General features: G+C 55.5%; 14 protein-coding genes. 11 read left to right on the forward strand and 3 right to left on the reverse strand.

Translation table 11 applies throughout. The features are described from left to right. Positions 1-6: 6 nt before the first annotated feature. On the reverse strand, positions 7-753 hold the full coding sequence (locus ABDW36_RS16045) for a DeoR/GlpR family DNA-binding transcription regulator (RefSeq protein WP_343702937.1): 747 nt from the start codon (positions 751-753) through the stop codon (positions 7-9). Positions 754-993: 240 nt separating this feature from the next. On the opposite strand from ABDW36_RS16045, the gene ABDW36_RS16050 reads away from it, so the two are divergent. The 11 genes from ABDW36_RS16050 to ABDW36_RS16100 all read left to right on the forward strand — a co-directional run bounded on the left by ABDW36_RS16050 (position 994) and on the right by ABDW36_RS16100 (position 15916). Further along, on the forward strand, positions 994-4074 hold the full coding sequence (locus tag ABDW36_RS16050) for a TonB-dependent receptor (RefSeq protein WP_343702938.1): 3081 nt from the start codon (positions 994-996) through the stop codon (positions 4072-4074). A gap of 15 nt (positions 4075-4089) precedes the next feature. After that, positions 4090-5889, forward strand: coding sequence for a RagB/SusD family nutrient uptake outer membrane protein (locus ABDW36_RS16055; RefSeq protein WP_343702939.1), 1800 nt, complete (start codon positions 4090-4092; stop codon positions 5887-5889). 12 nt (positions 5890-5901) lie between these two features. After that, complete coding sequence (locus ABDW36_RS16060) at positions 5902-7110, forward strand: DUF1735 domain-containing protein (protein ID WP_343702940.1); 1209 nt, start codon at positions 5902-5904, stop codon at positions 7108-7110. 22 nt (positions 7111-7132) lie between these two features. Then, positions 7133-7957 carry an N-acetylmuramic acid 6-phosphate etherase gene (locus ABDW36_RS16065; RefSeq protein ID WP_343702941.1) on the forward strand — a complete coding sequence of 275 codons (825 nt, stop codon included), beginning with the start codon at positions 7133-7135 and terminating at the stop codon, positions 7955-7957. 30 nt (positions 7958-7987) lie between these two features. Further along, positions 7988-9337, forward strand: a complete 1350-nt coding sequence (locus ABDW36_RS16070) for a DegT/DnrJ/EryC1/StrS family aminotransferase (protein ID WP_343702942.1) — start codon at positions 7988-7990, stop codon at positions 9335-9337. A 21-nt stretch (positions 9338-9358) separates the two neighbouring features. Beyond that, positions 9359-11353 (forward strand): hypothetical protein, encoded by a 1995-nt coding sequence (locus ABDW36_RS16075; protein WP_343702943.1) that lies wholly within the window; start codon positions 9359-9361, stop codon positions 11351-11353. A 5-nt stretch (positions 11354-11358) separates the two neighbouring features. After that, positions 11359-12672 carry a sugar MFS transporter gene (locus ABDW36_RS16080; RefSeq protein ID WP_343702944.1) on the forward strand — a complete coding sequence of 438 codons (1314 nt, stop codon included), beginning with the start codon at positions 11359-11361 and terminating at the stop codon, positions 12670-12672. Positions 12673-12681: 9 nt separating this feature from the next. Beyond that, positions 12682-13539: an N-acetylglucosamine kinase gene (locus ABDW36_RS16085; protein WP_343702945.1), complete on the forward strand. Its 858-nt coding sequence runs from the start codon at positions 12682-12684 to the stop codon at positions 13537-13539. Positions 13540-13584: 45 nt separating this feature from the next. Further along, positions 13585-14097 (forward strand): hypothetical protein, encoded by a 513-nt coding sequence (locus ABDW36_RS16090; RefSeq protein ID WP_343702946.1) that lies wholly within the window; start codon positions 13585-13587, stop codon positions 14095-14097. 112 nt (positions 14098-14209) lie between these two features. Beyond that, positions 14210-15160, forward strand: coding sequence for a glycosyltransferase family 61 protein (locus ABDW36_RS16095; protein ID WP_343702947.1), 951 nt, complete (start codon positions 14210-14212; stop codon positions 15158-15160). Positions 15161-15193: 33 nt separating this feature from the next. Continuing rightward, entirely contained in the window at positions 15194-15916 is a 723-nt protein-coding gene (locus tag ABDW36_RS16100) for a DUF4197 domain-containing protein (RefSeq protein WP_343702948.1), read from the forward strand. A gap of 65 nt (positions 15917-15981) precedes the next feature. On the opposite strand, the gene ABDW36_RS16105 is transcribed toward ABDW36_RS16100, so the two are convergent. Continuing rightward, positions 15982-16845: a DUF4886 domain-containing protein gene (locus ABDW36_RS16105; protein ID WP_343702949.1), complete on the reverse strand. Its 864-nt coding sequence runs from the start codon at positions 16843-16845 to the stop codon at positions 15982-15984. A gap of 123 nt (positions 16846-16968) precedes the next feature. Next, positions 16969-17520, reverse strand: a complete 552-nt coding sequence (locus ABDW36_RS16110) for a DUF3347 domain-containing protein (protein WP_343702950.1) — start codon at positions 17518-17520, stop codon at positions 16969-16971. Positions 17521-17527 lie beyond the last annotated feature (7 nt).

Raw genomic sequence — 17527 nt, forward strand, 5'->3', positions numbered from 1 at the left:
TGCGGCTTACAACAGCTCCACGCTTCCCCTGTAAGGCGCCAGAAAAGGATCATCAGGCGGCAATTCAGTAATAAGATAATCAATGGCCTGCAGGTCACATACCTTGAGGCGCTGCGTGGTGTTCAGCTTTTCGGAGATGCTGAGCACGGCCACTTTCTGGGAAGAGCGCATCATGGCCTTGATGATCTGTACTATCTCCCAGTCGCTGTCCGTCAGCCCGTCCGCCACGGAAAAACCGTTGGCGCCAATAATGCAGAGGTCCGTTTTGATTTCCGCCAGCTGGTTGATCACGCTGGCGCCGGTATGTACGTTGGAGTTTTTGGAAAGTTTGCCGCCGATGCTGATCACGTCCAGCTTTTCACGGTCAGAGAGGGCAATGGCCACCTGGGGGCTTAATACAAAGAAGGTGGCCCGCAGATCGTTGGAGATGGCTTTGGCCAGTTCCGTGATGGTAGTGCCGCCTTCTATCAGCACCGTCATATCTTTCTTCAGCAGCTTTTTGGTCTTCTCGGCAATGGCCTGCTTGGCGTCCCGCGCATACACATCACTTTGCATGTTGTGAGGAAAGTGGAATGACGGGCTGACAGCGCCGCCGTGCACCTTCAATATCTTGCCGGCTTCTATCAGTTCCTTGAAGTCCCGGCGGATGGTATCTTCGGACACGTTCAGCAGCCGGCTCAGATCTGCGGACAATACTTTGTTGTGCAGATTTACCTCCCGCATGATCAGTTTATGTCTTTCCTCTTTCAACATACTATTAAATTAACTGGAAACATGCCCCAAAGTACAATAAAACAGGCAAAAATCTGCATGAATGAGTTTTTATGCGTTTTTTATTTGCATATATGCGCATAATTGTTTTATCTTGGAAGAGTAATTTTTACACCTAAACGGCCATTCAATGCATACGATCCACCCTTCAACATCCTAATACTGCGCATTTACGATTCGTGAATACGCAATTTTATTGACCAGTTTCAACCAAGATGATTTATGAAGAAATTTCAAACTCATGCAGAAACCGGCAGGGCTTGTTATGTCCTGTACTTTCTTGCCGCTCTGCTTTGTATTTCCTTCCACAACAGGGCTTATGCGCAGGCAGATACCGCCAGGATACTGGTGGCGGGCACCGTGCTGAATGAGGCCGGCGTCAGACTGGCCGGCGTTTCCGTCACCGAAAAAGGCGGCGCCGCCCGCGCGGTAACAGACATCCAGGGCGTGTTCCAGCTGCGCGTACCACCACGGGCCACATTGGTATTAACTTATGTAGGCTACAACACCCGGGAGTTCCCCGTGGCCGGCAACAAGATTGTGATCATTGACATGGTATCCGCTACCGACAAGCTGAATGAAGTGGTAGTGGTAGGCTTCGGCAAACAGAAGAAAATTTCCGTTACCGGCGCCGTCAACACCATCTCCACGCGGGAAATTGCCAAAGTGGCAACGCCCGCCATTTCCAATGCCATTGCGGGCAAGCTGCCCGGCATCATTACCCGCCAAAGCTCCGGTGAGCCGGGTTATGATGCCGCACAGGTGGTGATACGCGGGCTGGCCACCTTCGGCAACAACGCACCGCTGGTACTGATAGACGGCGTAGAGCGTAATATGAACCAGATCAACGCGCAGGAAGTGGAAAGTTTCACCATCCTGAAAGATGCCTCCGCTACAGCGGTGTACGGTGTAAGGGGCGCTAACGGTGTGATTTTGATCAACACCCGCCGCGGCACCACCGGCAAACCGCATGTGACCTTCCGTACGGAAACAGCATCCCTGCAGGCCCTCCGGCTGCCGGAATATATTAATGCCGGTGAATACGCGGGCCTCATGAACGAAGCCATGATATACAACCGCCAGCAACCGCGCTGGAGCGAAGAAGAGCTGGAGAAATACCGCACCGGTTCTGATCCCTATCTCTACCCCAACTCCGACTGGACAAATGCCGTGCTCAAACGCAACACCTGGCAAACCATCAACAACCTGAGCGTTACGGGCGGTACGGACATCATAAAGTACTACACCAATGTAGGCTTCACCTTGCAGGACGGCTTGTACAAACAAGACCCCGCCAATGAGTACAGCACCAATGCTACTATTAAACGCTACAACTTCCGCAGCAATGTAGACGTCAATCTTTCGAAAACGCTATTGATGCAACTGGGTCTGGGCGCCATTATTCAAAACGGCAACTATCCCGGCTTTGCCGCAGGCGATATTTTCAGCGCCATGAAAGTGATCTCGCCCATTGCCTACCCTATCCGCAACCCGGATGGCACGCCCGGCGGCTCTTCCACCTATGTAGGCTGGAATCCCTGGGCCAGGGCTACCCAGAGCGGTTACACTACGCAAGACAACAGCACCCTGCAAAGTACTTTCGGCCTACGGTGGGACCTTGGCTCACTGGTTACCGAAGGGCTCTCTGTGCGCGGTCTCTTTTCCTATGACCGTAACGCCTCCGTGAGCAACGTGCGCCATAAAGCATTCCTGGTGAAGCGGTACGAAGGCAAAAATCCTGACGGCAGTGACAAGTACAGTACGCCTTACCGCGAAGAACAGCCCCTGGCCTACAGCATCGGTACCTCAAGCGACCGCGCCATTTACATGGAAGCACAGGTTAACTATGAACGCAGCTTTAACGATCATACGCTGACCGGCATGTTGTTATACAACCAGCGTGATGCGGTAGCGCTTACAGCCGGCTCATCTCTCGGCAATTTGCCCTTTCGCCGGCAGGGCCTCGCCGCCAGAGTCACATACGCCTATAACGACCGCTACCTGGCAGAAGTGAACATGGGTTACAACGGCTCTGAAAACTTTCCCAAAGGCAAGCGCTTCGGTTTCTTCCCGGCTTTCTCCGCCGGCTGGATAGTGAGCAACGAAAAGTTCTGGAACGTAGAAGCCGTCTCCAACCTCAAACTGCGCGGCTCTTACGGGCTGGTAGGCAATGACCAGATAGGCGGCGCCCGCTTCCTCTTCCTCACCACCACCCTGCTGAACGGGCAGAACTACCGCTTCGGGCTTGACCAGCAAACTTACCGCGGCATGGAGGAGAACCAGATCGGCAACCCGGACGTAAGCTGGGAGAAAGCCCGCAAATCCAACATCGGCATCGACCTTGGTTTCCTGAACGACCGCATCACCCTGCAGGTAGACGCCTTTTCTGAAAACCGCCGCGGCATCCTGCTGCAGCAGAAAACCGTACCCGCCATCACCGGTTTCTATCCCTGGTCTATCCCCTACGGCAACCTGGGCATCATCGAAAACAAAGGCATAGACGCCTTGCTGGAAATAAGGCATACTACACAAAGCGGCCTGTACTATACTTTCCGCGGCAACTACACATTTGCCCGCAACAAGGTATTGGAAGACGCTACGCCCAACCCGCTCTATCCCTACATGCAAACGCGCGGCCTGCGGCTGGGACAGGTAGTGTCTCTCGTATCTGACGGCCTGTTCAAAGACCAGGCAGATATTGACCACAGCCCCCGCCAGACCTTTGCCACCCCGCGGCCCGGAGACATCAAGTACCGCGATATCAACAGCGACGGCGTGATTGACTCGTACGACCGACTGCCCATCGGCAACCCGCGCCTGCCGGAAATGACCTTCGGCTTTGGCGGCACCCTGGCCTATGAAGGTTTTGACCTGAGCGTGTATTTCACCGGCGCGGCCAACACCAGCCTGCTCATCACCGGCACTTCCATGTATGCCTTTGCTGACGGCCTGGGCGTGAACAACGTATTGCGCGAGTATTACGACAACCGCTGGACACCCGGTAACCTCAACGCCAGGTACCCCGCCATTGACGTAGGCAATAACCCGAACAACTACACCACTTCCGACTTCTGGATGCGCAACGGCAACTACCTGCGCTTCCGCAATGCGGAAATCGGCTATAACATGCCCCAGCGCTTTAACGACCGGATGGGCCTGCGCGGCCTCCGTTTCTTTGTGAATGGCATGAACCTGTACACCTGGGACCATATCAAGTTCATGGACCCGGAATCTAACGATGGTACGGGCTCCTACCCGCTGCAAAGATCCGTTAACGTGGGCCTGCAAATAGATTTCAAATAGCCAAAAATGAGTACGATGAAACATATTCCATACTTGATCACCATATTGCTCCTGGCGGGCACCGCCTGTAAAAAGGGTTTTCTTGACAAGCAGCCGGACGAGTCCATCACCATTGAACAGGCCTTCCAGAAAAGGGCTTACGCGGAAGCGTTCCTCACAGACGCCTACGCCTCCATGGGCAACGAATATTATTTCACAGATTACCTGGGCACTTCACCCAACCCGTACGTGATAGCGGCAGATGAAATGAACATCCCCTGGCCGGAAAAGTTTGAAAAGCTGATGAACAAAGGCTCCTGGAATGCGTATAATGTTGATGCGCAATTGTGGAAAAACATGTACGAAGGTATCCGCAAGGCCAACATCTTCCTGGCCAATATAGACAAGACACCTGTTGACGCTACATTTTCCGAAGCGGACAGGCAGCGGTGGATAGGTGAGGCCGTTTTCCTGCGCGCCTACTATCACTTCAGGCTGGTGCGCATTTACGGCGGCGTGCCCATTATGGACGGGCCGGCCGGTGTTGCGGACGATTTTACCAAACTGCGCAGGGCAACGCTCGACAGCTGCGTTCAGTTCATTGTAAACGAATGTGATTTCGCCATTCCCAAGCTGCCTGTCAAACTCACCTCTGACCGTGACTACGGCAGGGCCACCGCGGCCGCCGCACTGGCCCTGAAGGCCCGCATGCTGCTCTACCGCGCCAGCCCCCTGTTTAACGGCAACCCGGATTATACCAGCTTTGCAGACAAAGACGGCAACAAACTGTTCCCGCAGCAATACGATGCCGCTTACTGGGAGCGCGCCGCCGTTGCTGCTAAAGACTGTATAGACAAATGTGAAGCGGCCGGCTACGCCCTGTACAAGAGATACAGCAATCCCGTAGAGAACTACCAGCAACTGTTCCTGGACAATCATAACAACGAGATACTCTTTGCCTACAACGCCGGCATAACCGGCTGGATGGAAAAATGCGCCTTTCCCGGCAGCCTTGGCGGCTGGAACGGCTACAACCCCACACAGGCACAGGTAGATGCATATGAAATGGCCAATGGCATGGCGCCCATCACCGGCTATCAGCCAGACGGAACGCCCATTGTCAACGCCGCCTCCGGCTACCAGGAAAGCGGGTATGCCGCTGCAGACGGGCCAGACAAGAGATGGCTGGCCGGCGTGAGCAATATGTACGTAGGCCGTGACCCGCGTTTTTACGCCACCATCAATTTCAACAGCGCCTACTTTGTAGACCGCCAGATGGAGTTCTGGCAGAGCGGCGCAGACGGGCGCGGCAATGCCGGCAGGGATTATAACACGACCGGTTACCTGCTGAAAAAATTTGTGAACCCCGCCGCCAACATTTCACAAGGCCGCTTCCTGCTGGGCACCTGGCCGTTCTTCCGCCTCGGCGCTGTGTACCTTGACTATGCGGAGGCGCTGAACGAAGCCCAGGGCCCCACTGCCGAAGTATACCAGTATATAGACGCCATCCGCACCCGCGCCGGTATGCCCAAGCTGCCGCAAGGCCTCGGTAAAGACGCCATGCGCGCCCGCATCTGGCAGGAAAGAAGAGTGGAGCTGGCCTTTGAGTCTTACCGCTACTTTGACTGCCACCGCTGGAAAATTGCGCCGCAAACAGACAACGGGCCGGTGTACGGCATGAACATCAGCGCCGGCAGCAGCCTGCAAGACAATGCTTTCTACAAACGCACGTTGGTGGAAACAAGAGTGTTCCAGGCGCCGAAGCATTACCTCTTCCCCATTCCGCAATCTGAAATAGATAAAGCTCCCGCCCTGATCCAGAATCCGGGCTGGTAAAAACTGAACACAATGCGTACACTCATTATACCAGTTGCCTGCAGCCTGTTGCTGCTGGCCTGTTCCAAGGAAGTGCCGGTGAAAGACGTTCCCGGCACGGAAAAATATGCCCTGCTGTACATGCCGCAAGCCGCCCGCGGGCCGCTAGCCGCCTCCGTTACCATCAAGGACGTGCCGGACACCATTACCTTCAACGCCTACCTGGGCGGCATTGCACGCCCCACAGCAGACATACCGGTTACCTTTGCCGTAGACCCTGCCGCCGCAACGGCTTTCAACCAGGCCCACGGCACCAGCTACCCGGTGATGCCGGAGGGCAGCTACAGCATAGCCACTCCTTCCGTCAACATACCGGCAGGCCAGCTCACTACCGGCCCGCAGCCGCTGGTGTTGCAGACCAAAGGTTTTATGCAGCCGTTCGTCAGTTACCTGCTGGCCGTTACCCTGTCGCAGCCCGGTAAAACAGGCACCGTGAACCCCTCCCTGAGCACGGCCTATTTTGTGGTGACCGGCGGGTACATGCCGGGTGAGGTACCGCGTGAAAAAGCCGCATCGCTGGGCGCCAACGCGGGCACTTTCCTCATCAGCTTCGGTGAAAAATTTATCAGGAAAGACCCGGCCAGCGGCAACCTGCTGCTGTACACGCCAGACGCGCAAACCGGGCTGTTCACCGCAGCGCCCGCTACCATTGGCCAAGGCTGGAACATTTTCAACATCATTTTCTTTTACGGCGGCAACCGCCTCATTGGCCGCTATGCGGCCGGTGCGGGAGACCTGGCCCAATATCCCATCAGCGCACAAGGCCAGATAGGCGGCGGCAGAACGGTGGGCTGGGGCTGGGGCGGCCTGAAAAAGATCATTGCCTACAAAGGGCTGCTGCTGGGCATTGACGGCAACGGCAACATGACCAAATACCCGCTGGATGCAGACGGCAACTTCGACTTTGCCAACATCAAAGGCATTGGCAGCGGATGGGGCGGCTTTGTGCACCTCTTTGCCTACGAAAATTCACTCATGGCCATTGAGGCCAACGGCAACATGTGGCAATACCCGCTTTCCGAAGACGGCACTTTCGGCAACCGCCGCCTGGCAGGTACGGGCTGGGACATGTACGTGCATGTAATGACCGCGGGAACAGACCTGCTGGCGCTGGACGCCAACGGCGATCTCTGGCGTTACAAATTTAACCCGGCCGGCCTGTGGGCACTGAAAAAAGACTAAAGCAGAAAAATCAATTATTCATATGACGCGCATTACAGAACAACCCTCCAGGTATGACCACCTGGAAACCAGGCCGGTGGAGGAACTGGTAACCCTTATCAATCAAGAGGACGCCACCGTGGCAGCAGCCATTCAGAAGGCACTGCCGCAGGTAAGCCGCTTGATAACGGCCATTGTTGAAAAGCTGAAAAACGGCGGGCGCATGTACTATATGGGCGCCGGCAGCGGCGGGCGCCTTTCCGTGCTGGACGCTATTGAGCTGCCCACCACCTACGGCATCCCCAAAGGCGTGGTGAACGTGATACTGGCCGGCGGCGTGGAGCACCTGGCAGAAGCCCCGGAAGAAAAGGAAGACGACGTGAACGAAGCGCTTGACAAACTGCATCGTGAGCAGCTTACCGCCCAGGATATTGTGATAGGCATTTCCGCCAGCGGTTCTACGCCTTTTGTGCTGGAAGGGCTGAAAGAATGCCGCAGGCTGGGCGTAACCACCGGTTGCATTGTGAGCAACCCAGATTCCCCTATTGCAGCATCGGCAGACCTGCCGGTAGAAGTGATCACCGGCCCGGAGTTCATCACCGGCAGCACGCGCATGAAATGCGGCACGGCGCAGAAGATGCTCTTTGACATGATCTCCACCACCGTGATGATACAGCTGGGCCGCGTGGAAGGCAACAGCATGGTGAACGTAAAGCTCATCAATGACAAGATCACGGACAGGGCCGTAAAAATGCTCATGCAGAAGTCAGGCATTGCCGTGTATGAAAAAGCAAAAGCCATCCTGCTGGAGCACGGCAGCGTAAAGAACGCCATGACGGCGCTCAACGGCACACATAAAACACAATAAACATCCCGTTCAACACATAAACATCTTACTATGACAAACAATAATCTGCCCCGCAGGCAGTTCATCAGCAACATGGCCATTGCCGGCGCAGGCATGGTATTAGGCCTCCCGCACATTGCCAACGCCGCAGACAACGGCAAGCCCGCCCTGCTCGGCGGCCCCAAGGCACACCCCGGCGGTTTCCCGGGCTGGCCGCTGTTTGACAAGACAGAAGAAAAAGCGGTTACAGACGTATTGAAAAGCGGCACCTGGGGCCGGCTGGGCGGCAACGTAGTGTCTACGTTCGAAAAAGAGTACGCCAAAATGCTGGGCGCCAAACACAGCCTGGGCGTATCCAGCGGTACCAGCGCCCTGTACACCATTCTTGGCGCCAAAGACATTGGCCCCGGAGATGAAGTGATCATTCCCGTATACACTTTTATTGCCACCTACAACGTGGTAGTGCTCAACTATGCCCTGCCGGTGCTGGTAGATACAGACATTGAAAGTTTCCAGATAGACGCTGACAAGGTAGAAGCCGCCATTACGCCCCAAACGAAGATCATTATGCCCGTTCACATCGGCGGCTCCCCCGCCAACCTGGACAAGCTGATGGCCATTGCGCAGAAAACCGGCATTCCTTTGATAGAAGATGCCTGCCAGGCACACCTGGCAGAGTGGAAAAGCAAAAAAGTAGGCACGCTTGGCCTTGCCGGCGCTTTCAGCTTCCAGGCCTCCAAAAACCTGAACTGCGCGGAAGGCGGCGCCATCACCACCAATGATGCGGACTTTGCCCGCACCTGCTACACCTTCCATAACCAGGGCCAGGGCGGCACCACCACCTCCTACGGCACCGGTACCGGCACCCGCGCAACCAACCTGCGCCTCACCGAGTTCCAGGGCAACCTGCTGCTGGCGCAGATGACGCGGCTGCAGGCGCAGGCTAAACGCAGGGCTGAAAATGCCGCTTATCTCAGCTCCATGCTGAAAGAGATCAAAGGCATTTATCCCGCCAAACTGTATGAAGGCACTACACTCAGCGCGTTCCACCTCTACATGTTCCGCTACGACAGCAAATACTTTGACGGCCTCAGCCGCGAAACTTTCCTGAAAGCCCTGCAGGCAGAGGGCGTGCCCTGCTCCGAAGGCTACGGGCAGATGAACCGCAACGAATATGTAACAGGCCTGGCAAAAAACAAACATTACCTGAAGATCTACGGGGAAAGAACAATGAATCAATGGCTGGAAAAGAACCATTGCCCGCAAAACGACAAGCTGTGCAGCGAGCAGGCCGTATGGCTCTTCCAGACCATGCTGCTGGGAAGCCGCGCAGATATGGAACAGATAGCCGCCGCTGTCCGGAAGATCCAGAAGAACGCCAAAGCATTGGCTAAACTTTAATTTTTCACAAAACAACTACTCATGAAGTTTTCCGGATACATCTCCTGTATGTTTCTGCTCCTGTATTGCAGCCTGCCCGGTAAAGGGCAGCAATACAAGGCCGGCTTTGCCCGCGAAAGCACAGAGCCGCAGGCATGGCCTTTTTCATTGACACTGGCCGGCTATGGCGCACCGGTGGAGGGGCGTTTCAGTCTTGACTGGATAAAAGCCGGCCAGCTGGCCAGTGGCGCCAATACCTTCACCGGCGCCGATGCCAGGCTCATGGCAGCCAACGGCAGCGTTCTGTTTACAGCATCAGCCGGCAGTACCCCGCCCGTTTGGCAAGAAGCGGGCGCCGCTGCCGGAGTGAAGCTGCTGGCGGCTGAAGGCAATACATGGTATGCAGTAAATGCAGCGGGAGAATTACTGGAAAGCCATTCGCCCCGCAGAGCGCCCAAAAAACAAAAGCGCTCTGCGGGCAATACCGCTCAGTTGCAGGAAACCGCTTTTGCCAACAAAGCGCCGTGGACAAAAAAGGGCACTGTACCCAATGCCACTGCCATCACGGTGCTGCACAGCATCCTGTACGCAGCCACGCCGGCGGGATTGCAGCGGGCAGATACAAAGCCTTCCAACCTGAGCTGGCAACCTATGCAGGCCCCGGAAAACATCATCAGTCTTGCCGCATACAACAACGAATTATACGCCCTCACCGCAGATGACAACATCTACCGCTGCAACCCGGCCAAAGGCAGCCACTGGCTGCGCATGGCCCGTTACAACGGAATTACCTACGATGTGAAGCTGCGGCACATTGCCGTAGCCGGGAATACCCTGTACGGCTGCGATGCAGCCGGCAATCTCTTCAGGGCAAAACACAACAGCGACGGCAACATGAGCGCCTCGGCCCTGGCCGTAGCGGCAGGCAGGCAACGTGTGGTGGTAGTAGGGCTGGATGTTTGCGGTTTTGACCATGCATTTGCCACGGAGGTGAAACGGGAGATCAGCAAAAAATTCCACGTTCCTCCGCAGGCTGTGATGCTCAATGCCTCACACACCCATTTTGCGCCGGTGGCGCAACCTTACATCACCTGGCATCCGCCCTGCCAGCAGCCAGACAGCAGCTATCTTTACGGCGTGGTGAAACCTGCCGTAGTACGTGCCGCGGGCAATGCCATCCGCAACCTGGCGCCTTCAGACCTGTATTTCGGCCGCGGTAAAACCGCCATTGGCCGCAACCGCTGCCTGAGCACGGCGCCTGAGCCATATGATAATGATGTGGACGTGATCACCGCCGTGCGGAAAGACAACCAGGAAAAAACCGTGCTGTTCCTCACCGGCTGCCATCCTGTATTCAATGCCAGCGGGCGCGAAGGGGTGACACTCAGCGCCAACTACCCCGCCGTGGCCCGTGCCGCGCTGGAAGGGAATAACAGCATCTCCAACGCCGTATTCATCCAGGGCTGCGCGGGAGACATCAATCCGCAGGATGCCGACCATACCAACACCGGCAAGGCGCTGGCCGCCAACGTAACGGAGGTGATGACCGGCAGCATGACGCCCCTCGCCGGGCCCATCACCTTTTATACAGACAGCATCCTCTTCCCTACCCGGCCCATGACCAAAGAGGCCGTGCAGGCCATGTACGAGAGCAACGCCAAAAGCGCCGGACAAATGGTGCCAGACCGCAACGTGCGCTGGGCAAACATGATGCAACATTATTACAACACCGGCACCATGCCGGCCAACATGCCGGTATATGTGCAAACCATCAACATTGGCAACTGGAAACTGGTAGGGCTTTCCCGTGAGGTTGTAACGGAGTACAGCAGCGGCATCAAAGCCCTGTACCCCGGCAGCCTTGTGAGCGTGGCCGGGTACTGCAACGACGTGGCCAGCTACCTGCCCACTTCGCGCCATATGAAGGAGAATACTTACGAAGGGTTGGATTCCTTCTTCTGGTACGGGCAACCCTCCCAGTTTCCGATCAATGTTTATGAAACCGTGCTGGACAATATCCGGCGTAAAAACCGCTAACCGCTATGCCATCTTCCACCATTCCCGTTGCGGGGGCCGCGCCGGCCAGGCTGCACCCCCTCATCATCATCGGCGCGCTGTTCTTTATTTTCGGGTTTGTGACCTGGCTCAGCTCCGTGCTCATCCCTTACCTGCAGATAGCCTGTGAACTGAACAGCTTCCAGTCTTACCTGGTAGCATTTGCCTTTTATATTTCGTACTTTGTTATGGCCGCGCCTTCCGGCTGGCTGCTGAAAATAACCGGGTACAAAAAAGGCATGTCTGCCGGCTTGCTGCTGGTGGCAGCGGGTTCCCTGCTGTTTGTACCGGCTGCCATGTACCGGCAATACACTGTTTTTTTAACCGGGCTCTTTGTGCAGGGCGCAGGGCTGGCCGTGCTGCAAACCGCGTCTAACCCCTACGTTACCATCCTGGGGCCGGTAGAAAGCGCGGCGCGCAGGATGAGCATAATGGGCATTTGTAATGGCGTGGCCGGTATTGTGGCCCCGCTGATACTGGGGGCCATTATACTGAGTGATGCGGACGGGCTGGTGGCTAACCTGCAGCAGATGGACGAAGCGCAGAAAACCGCCGCACTCAACGGGCTGGCACAGAAAGTGATCATGCCTTACATCGTGATCACGGCGTTGCTGGTGTTGCTGGCGGCTTTGATCTACCGCTCTCCCCTGCCGGAGATATCACCGGAAGAAGAAGCATCTCCGCCGGAAGACAACGGCGCGGGGCTCGCAGCCGGCAAAACACCTGACAGCGTATTCCATTTTCCCTACCTGCTGCTGGGCGTGTTCACACTGTTCCTTTACGTAGGCGTGGAAGTGATTGCGGGCAATACCATTATCAGCTACGGCGCATACCAGGGCATCAAGCTCTCTACCGCCCGCTTCTTTACGTCCTTTACGTTGCTGGCCATGCTGGGCGGATACCTGGCCGGCATTATGCTGATACCGCGCTACCTGAGCCAGCAGGCGGCGTTAAAATATTCGGCCCTGCTGGGAATTGCGTTCTCACTGGCGGCCATTTTTACCAGCGGCTTCACTTCGGTGTTGTTCATTGCCCTGCTGGGACTGGCCAATTCCCTGATGTACCCGGCCATATGGCCGCTTTCCATACACGGCCTGGGCCGCTTCACCAACGCCGGCGCCTCATTGCTGGTAATGGCCATCAGCGGCGGTGCGGTGCTGCCCCTGGCTTACGGCAAGCTGGCGGATGCCTTCAATGAACAACAGGCATACTGGCTCGTAGTACCTTGTTACCTGGTGATCGGTTTCTTTGCTGTTAAGGGGCATCTGATGGGGAGAAAAAAAGAACTGTCTGACTTATAAAAAATATACATGTTACTGATCGCAGATAGCGGCTCTACCAAAACCGCGTGGTGCCTTGTGAATGAAACGGGGAAAGAAGCGTATTTCAATACCGAAGGGTACAATCCCTTTTTTGTATCCGCAGATTATGTGGCCGGCTCCATCAGGGCCGGCCTGCCCGCAGACATAGACCCTACGGCTATTTCACAGGTTTATTTTTACGGCGCCGGTTGCCAGGACGGGAAGGAGCTTGACATGGAAGAGGCCCTGCGGCAGGTATTTACCCGCGCCGCCCGTGTTTCCGCTGAAGTAGACCTGCTGGCCGCCGCACGCGGCCTGCTGGGCAATACGCCGGGATTTGCGGCCATACTGGGCACGGGCACCAACACTTGCCTGTATGACGGGCGCCAGATATCCATGAACATAGATTCCCTGGGGTTTATGTTAGGTGATGAAGGGAGCGGTGCGGCCATCGGCAAAAACATCCTGTCGGATTTCCTCCGCCATAAAATGCCGGACGGCGTGCGCCGCCTGTTTGTGAGCACTTACAGGCTGAGTGAGGCCAACATCATGCACCAGGTATATAAAGAACCGCTCCCCAACCGCTTCTGCGCCGGCTTCACCAAATTTCTTACCCTGCCCGGTATTGATCAGGGCTATGCACAGACCGTACTGCACAATGCGTTTACAGCGTTTTTCACCAACCTGGTAAGCTGTTACCCCGGCTATACGCAATACTCATTCAACTGCGTAGGCTCCGTAGGTTACCACTTCCAGGACGTGATCAGTGAAATTGCCGCCGGCTTCGGCATGCGAACAGGGCTTATTATTCCTGACCTCATCGAGCACCTGGTGAAGCATCACCGCAGCATGGCCACGGCCGGTTAAAAAAGGGCGCAGCCGATGAAAGATTTGTCTTAACTTTTGGCTGAGATGAAACTGACAGACGCTATTTCCCTGCTCAAACCCGCCCGCCTTGAGCAGCCGCAACCGCAGCGCTGGGCCGATCTTGGCAGCGGCGAGCTGCTGTTCACCCATGCCCTGGGCAGCCTGCTGGCGCCCGGCAGCCGCATCTTTGCCGTTGACAACATTGCCATGCCGCCTGAAAAAGGCCCGGTAGAGATTGTACCGCTCAAGGCAGACTTTGTGCTGGACGAATTGCCGCTGGAAGGCCTTGACGGGATACTGATGGCCAACGCCCTCCATTACGTGGCAGACCCTGCCGCATTACTGCGGAAAACAGCCGCCTACTTCAGGCAGCAACCGCTCTTTGTAGTGGTGGAATACGATACGGAAACACCCGTGCCGGTATGGGTGCCTCATCCTGTTTCTTTTTCCAGGCTTGAAAAGCTGGCAAAGCAGCTGGGATACGCCGGCACGGAGCGGCTGGGCAACTACGATTCCCGCTATGGCGGCGTGATGTACGCCGCTGTGGTACGGGGGTGAGCAAATGCCATGCCCCCTGTTCAATGACCGTTATCAGAATATTTTCTATTTTTGCCGCCTGTACCATGCAGCAACAGCCGCAGAGCACGTGAATGATCACGAACGGCAACCTATGCAAAAAAGACTTCCCGTAAACATCAGGGAACAAGATGCTTACCTGTTTGAGCCAGCCCTTGCCTTTGAAGCGCATCCAACCGGCATACACCGGCTGCGCAATGCACGTGTGCTGAAAGGCAGCATTTTTGATCCGCATCAGCGGCGGTTCCATATTGCATTTTCACACATACAGCCTGTACCGGCCCGGCGGCTTTTCAAAAAACTGCTGATGCTGCCTTTGCCCGGCCAACAGATTGCACAAGCCGTCTGGATAACGGATGAGTGGAGCCGGGAATACTTTCACTGGTTCTCTGATGCGCTGCCGCGGCTGATGGCTGCGGAACAGGCGGGTTTCCCCGGCCCGGTGCTGCTCCCGGAATATTATGCGCAAACGCCCTATATACCATCTTCACTCAACATGCTCGGTAAAACAGCACTGTACTATGACCCCCGTAGAAAACTGACGTCCGGGGAGCTGATAGTGCCTGCCCACGTGGCGCCAACCGGCAACTACCACCCGCAGCTGATCAATTTGCTGCGCAGCCGCTTCTCCGCCGCGCATACCACCTCCGCCGGCAGAAAGATCTACATCAGCCGCGCCAAAGCGGCCAAAAGAAAGATCATCAACGAAACCGGAGTAGCCGGTGTATTTGCCCGCTACGGGTTTGAGATACATGTTTTCGAAGACTACACTTTCGGGGAGCAGGTAAAGCTGGCCCAGTCTGCAGGTGTGCTGGCAGGGCTGCACGGGGCCGGGCTTACCAACATGCTGTTCATGCCCGGCGGCGGCAAGGTGCTGGAGCTGCGCAATGAACATGACAGCCATAATAACTGCTTCTTTGCCATGGCCGCCGCATTGGAGCATGATTATTATTACCTGCTCAACCAAGGCACTTCAGCAGATACCTACCATGCGGATTTTCATGTAGATGTGGCAGCGCTGGAAGCCGTGGTGGCGCAGTTGTAATTTTTGCACTATTTTGCGGCAAATACACCTACAATGAAACATGTTTGCCTTGCCGGCTTCATCACACTTTTTGCATTCTCCGGTTGTGAAACCACGCAGCAGATCATCAACAACCTGCCCAATACCACTACAGGGCAGCCTAACAGCTTCCAGATAGCCTCCGGCCTGCGGGAAGCGCTCACCATAGGCACACAGAACACGGCCAACCGCCTCTCCGCCCCCAACGGCTTTTTTGCGAATGCCGTGCTGAAAATACTGATGCCGCCGGAAGCGCAGAAAGTAGAATCTACCCTGCGCAACGTAGGCCTGGGCGGCGTGGTAGACAAGGCCATACTGGCCATGAACCGCGGTGCGGAAGAAGCGGCCAAATCGGCCGCGCCTATTTTCGTGAACGCCATCAAACAGATGAGCATTACGGATGCCATCGGCATCTTGCGCGGCGGGGACTTCGCAGCTACCAACTATTTCAAGCAAAAAACCACGGCGGCGCTTACCAGCGCTTTCAGTCCTGTTATTGCCAATGCGCTGAAGAAAGTAGACGCTACCAAATACTGGTCAGACGTATTCACGGTATACAACCGCTTCTCCAAAACGCCTGTTAATACAGACCTTACAGCTTATGTAACGGAAAGGGCCATTAGTGGTATTTTCCATGAAGTGGGGCTGGAAGAGCAGAAGATCAGGAGAGAACCCGCGGCACGGGTAACGGAATTACTGAAAACCGTGTTTGGCAGCTCGCTGGCACAGAACAGGTAATCTGCTGATACATAATAAAAAAAACGGGCTGCGTGCAGCCCGTTTTTTTATGCGAAAGAAACCAGTTACAGGGAAGCCGCTACTTTCCTGAACTGCTTCGCCATCTGGTCAGATACCTCTGTGGGTTTGAACTTCACTTTCTTGACATTGCCGCCCAACAGTGTTTTATACCACACCAGGGAGCCCAGATAACAACCGGCGGTGTTGGCGTGGTTGGCATCGAAGGTGAGTTTGTTGTTGTTCCAGCGGTAGCCTACATGCAGGGAATTGGTCTGGTCAGGCAGGTTGGGAGATTGCGGGGCGTCAAAGTTATAGTTGGGGTCTTTTTTGTACGCCCACTTCTTGCTGGTAGCCATAGCGCGGAAAGCATCTCCCGTAGGGATCACTTTCAGGCCCAGTTCCTTTGCAATAAGATGATAAGCCGCTCTTACGTGCTGGTGCATGTCGGCATCTGTCTGCGCACGCTCTTCGCCCTTTATTTTCCCGAATGCTTTTGCATCGTTGCGGTAGGCCCATATCTGGTGGATGTAGATTTTTGCGTTCGGCTGGAGAGACCTGATCAGCTCTACCAGGCGCTGTGCATAGGGGCGGTAAGTCTCAGGGTCTCCGGAGAGCAGGGAATACTGCTGGATGGTCACAATGTCCCAGGTGCCGTCAGACAGCATTTCTCGCAGGGATTTGCCTTTATAGGCCTTTTCGTTCGCTTCCGCCAGCTTCCAGTGCCGTTCTACAGAGCAGCCACCCAGCTCGGCGCGCCCCAGCTCCAGCTCATAGCCGCCTTCTTTGGCCAGCTGCGGCAGAAAATAGGCGGCATTGCCTGAAAAGCTGTTCCCGATAATAAAGAGGCGTACTTTCTTCCCCGTCTGCGCCTGTACGGTGATGCATACACTCAGCAACAGGTACAGGAAAAATTGAAATCTTGATAACATTATGTATGGTTTGTTTAAGCGAACGGTTAAATTATTATATACTTCCTGATAATCCAAATACCGTGGCAAAAGAAAAGGCTGCAGACTTACGTCCGCAGCCCGTTCCCTGCTTTTCCGCCGCTATTATTTCAATGTCTCCTTCACTTCCCCGCAGGTAAGCATCTGATCCCCGAAGTAAGGATTCTTAATATCTTTTGCCGCACTTATCCAATAGCCGCCTTTGTCGTTCAGCGCCATAGGGCAAAAGTCTACGTACAGCTCACCGCTGCTCAGGCCGGACTTTTTCACCAGTGTTATCATTTCATTGCTCAGGGAAGAGTAGGCGGTGCGCTGCGTGTTGATGTCTGCCGCGGCCACTATCTTTGCCGCGTCTGCCGCAATTTTGTTGCCGCCTTCCACCGCTTTGGCGCCTGTTTCAATAGCGTTGCCTGCAATTTTGGCTTCTGCCGCATCTCCGCTTACGAGGGCGTTGGTGAGGTGAATGTAGTGCTGGTACACGGCATTCAGCTTGTCATCTTTCAGCTTTACGGCTGCGGTAGTTGCCGGCGCCTCTTCGGCGGCATGGTTGTGCCCTTCATGGCCTGTTTCCTTTGGAGGCTGCTGGCTGTTGCCGCAGGCTGCCAGCAGCAGGGCGGCCGCCAGGGGAATGCTGGTTGTTTTCAGGAACTGTTTCATGTGTTCT

The organism is Chitinophaga sp. (genome assembly GCF_039596455.1).
Classification (GTDB): Bacteria; Bacteroidota; Bacteroidia; order Chitinophagales; family Chitinophagaceae; genus Chitinophaga.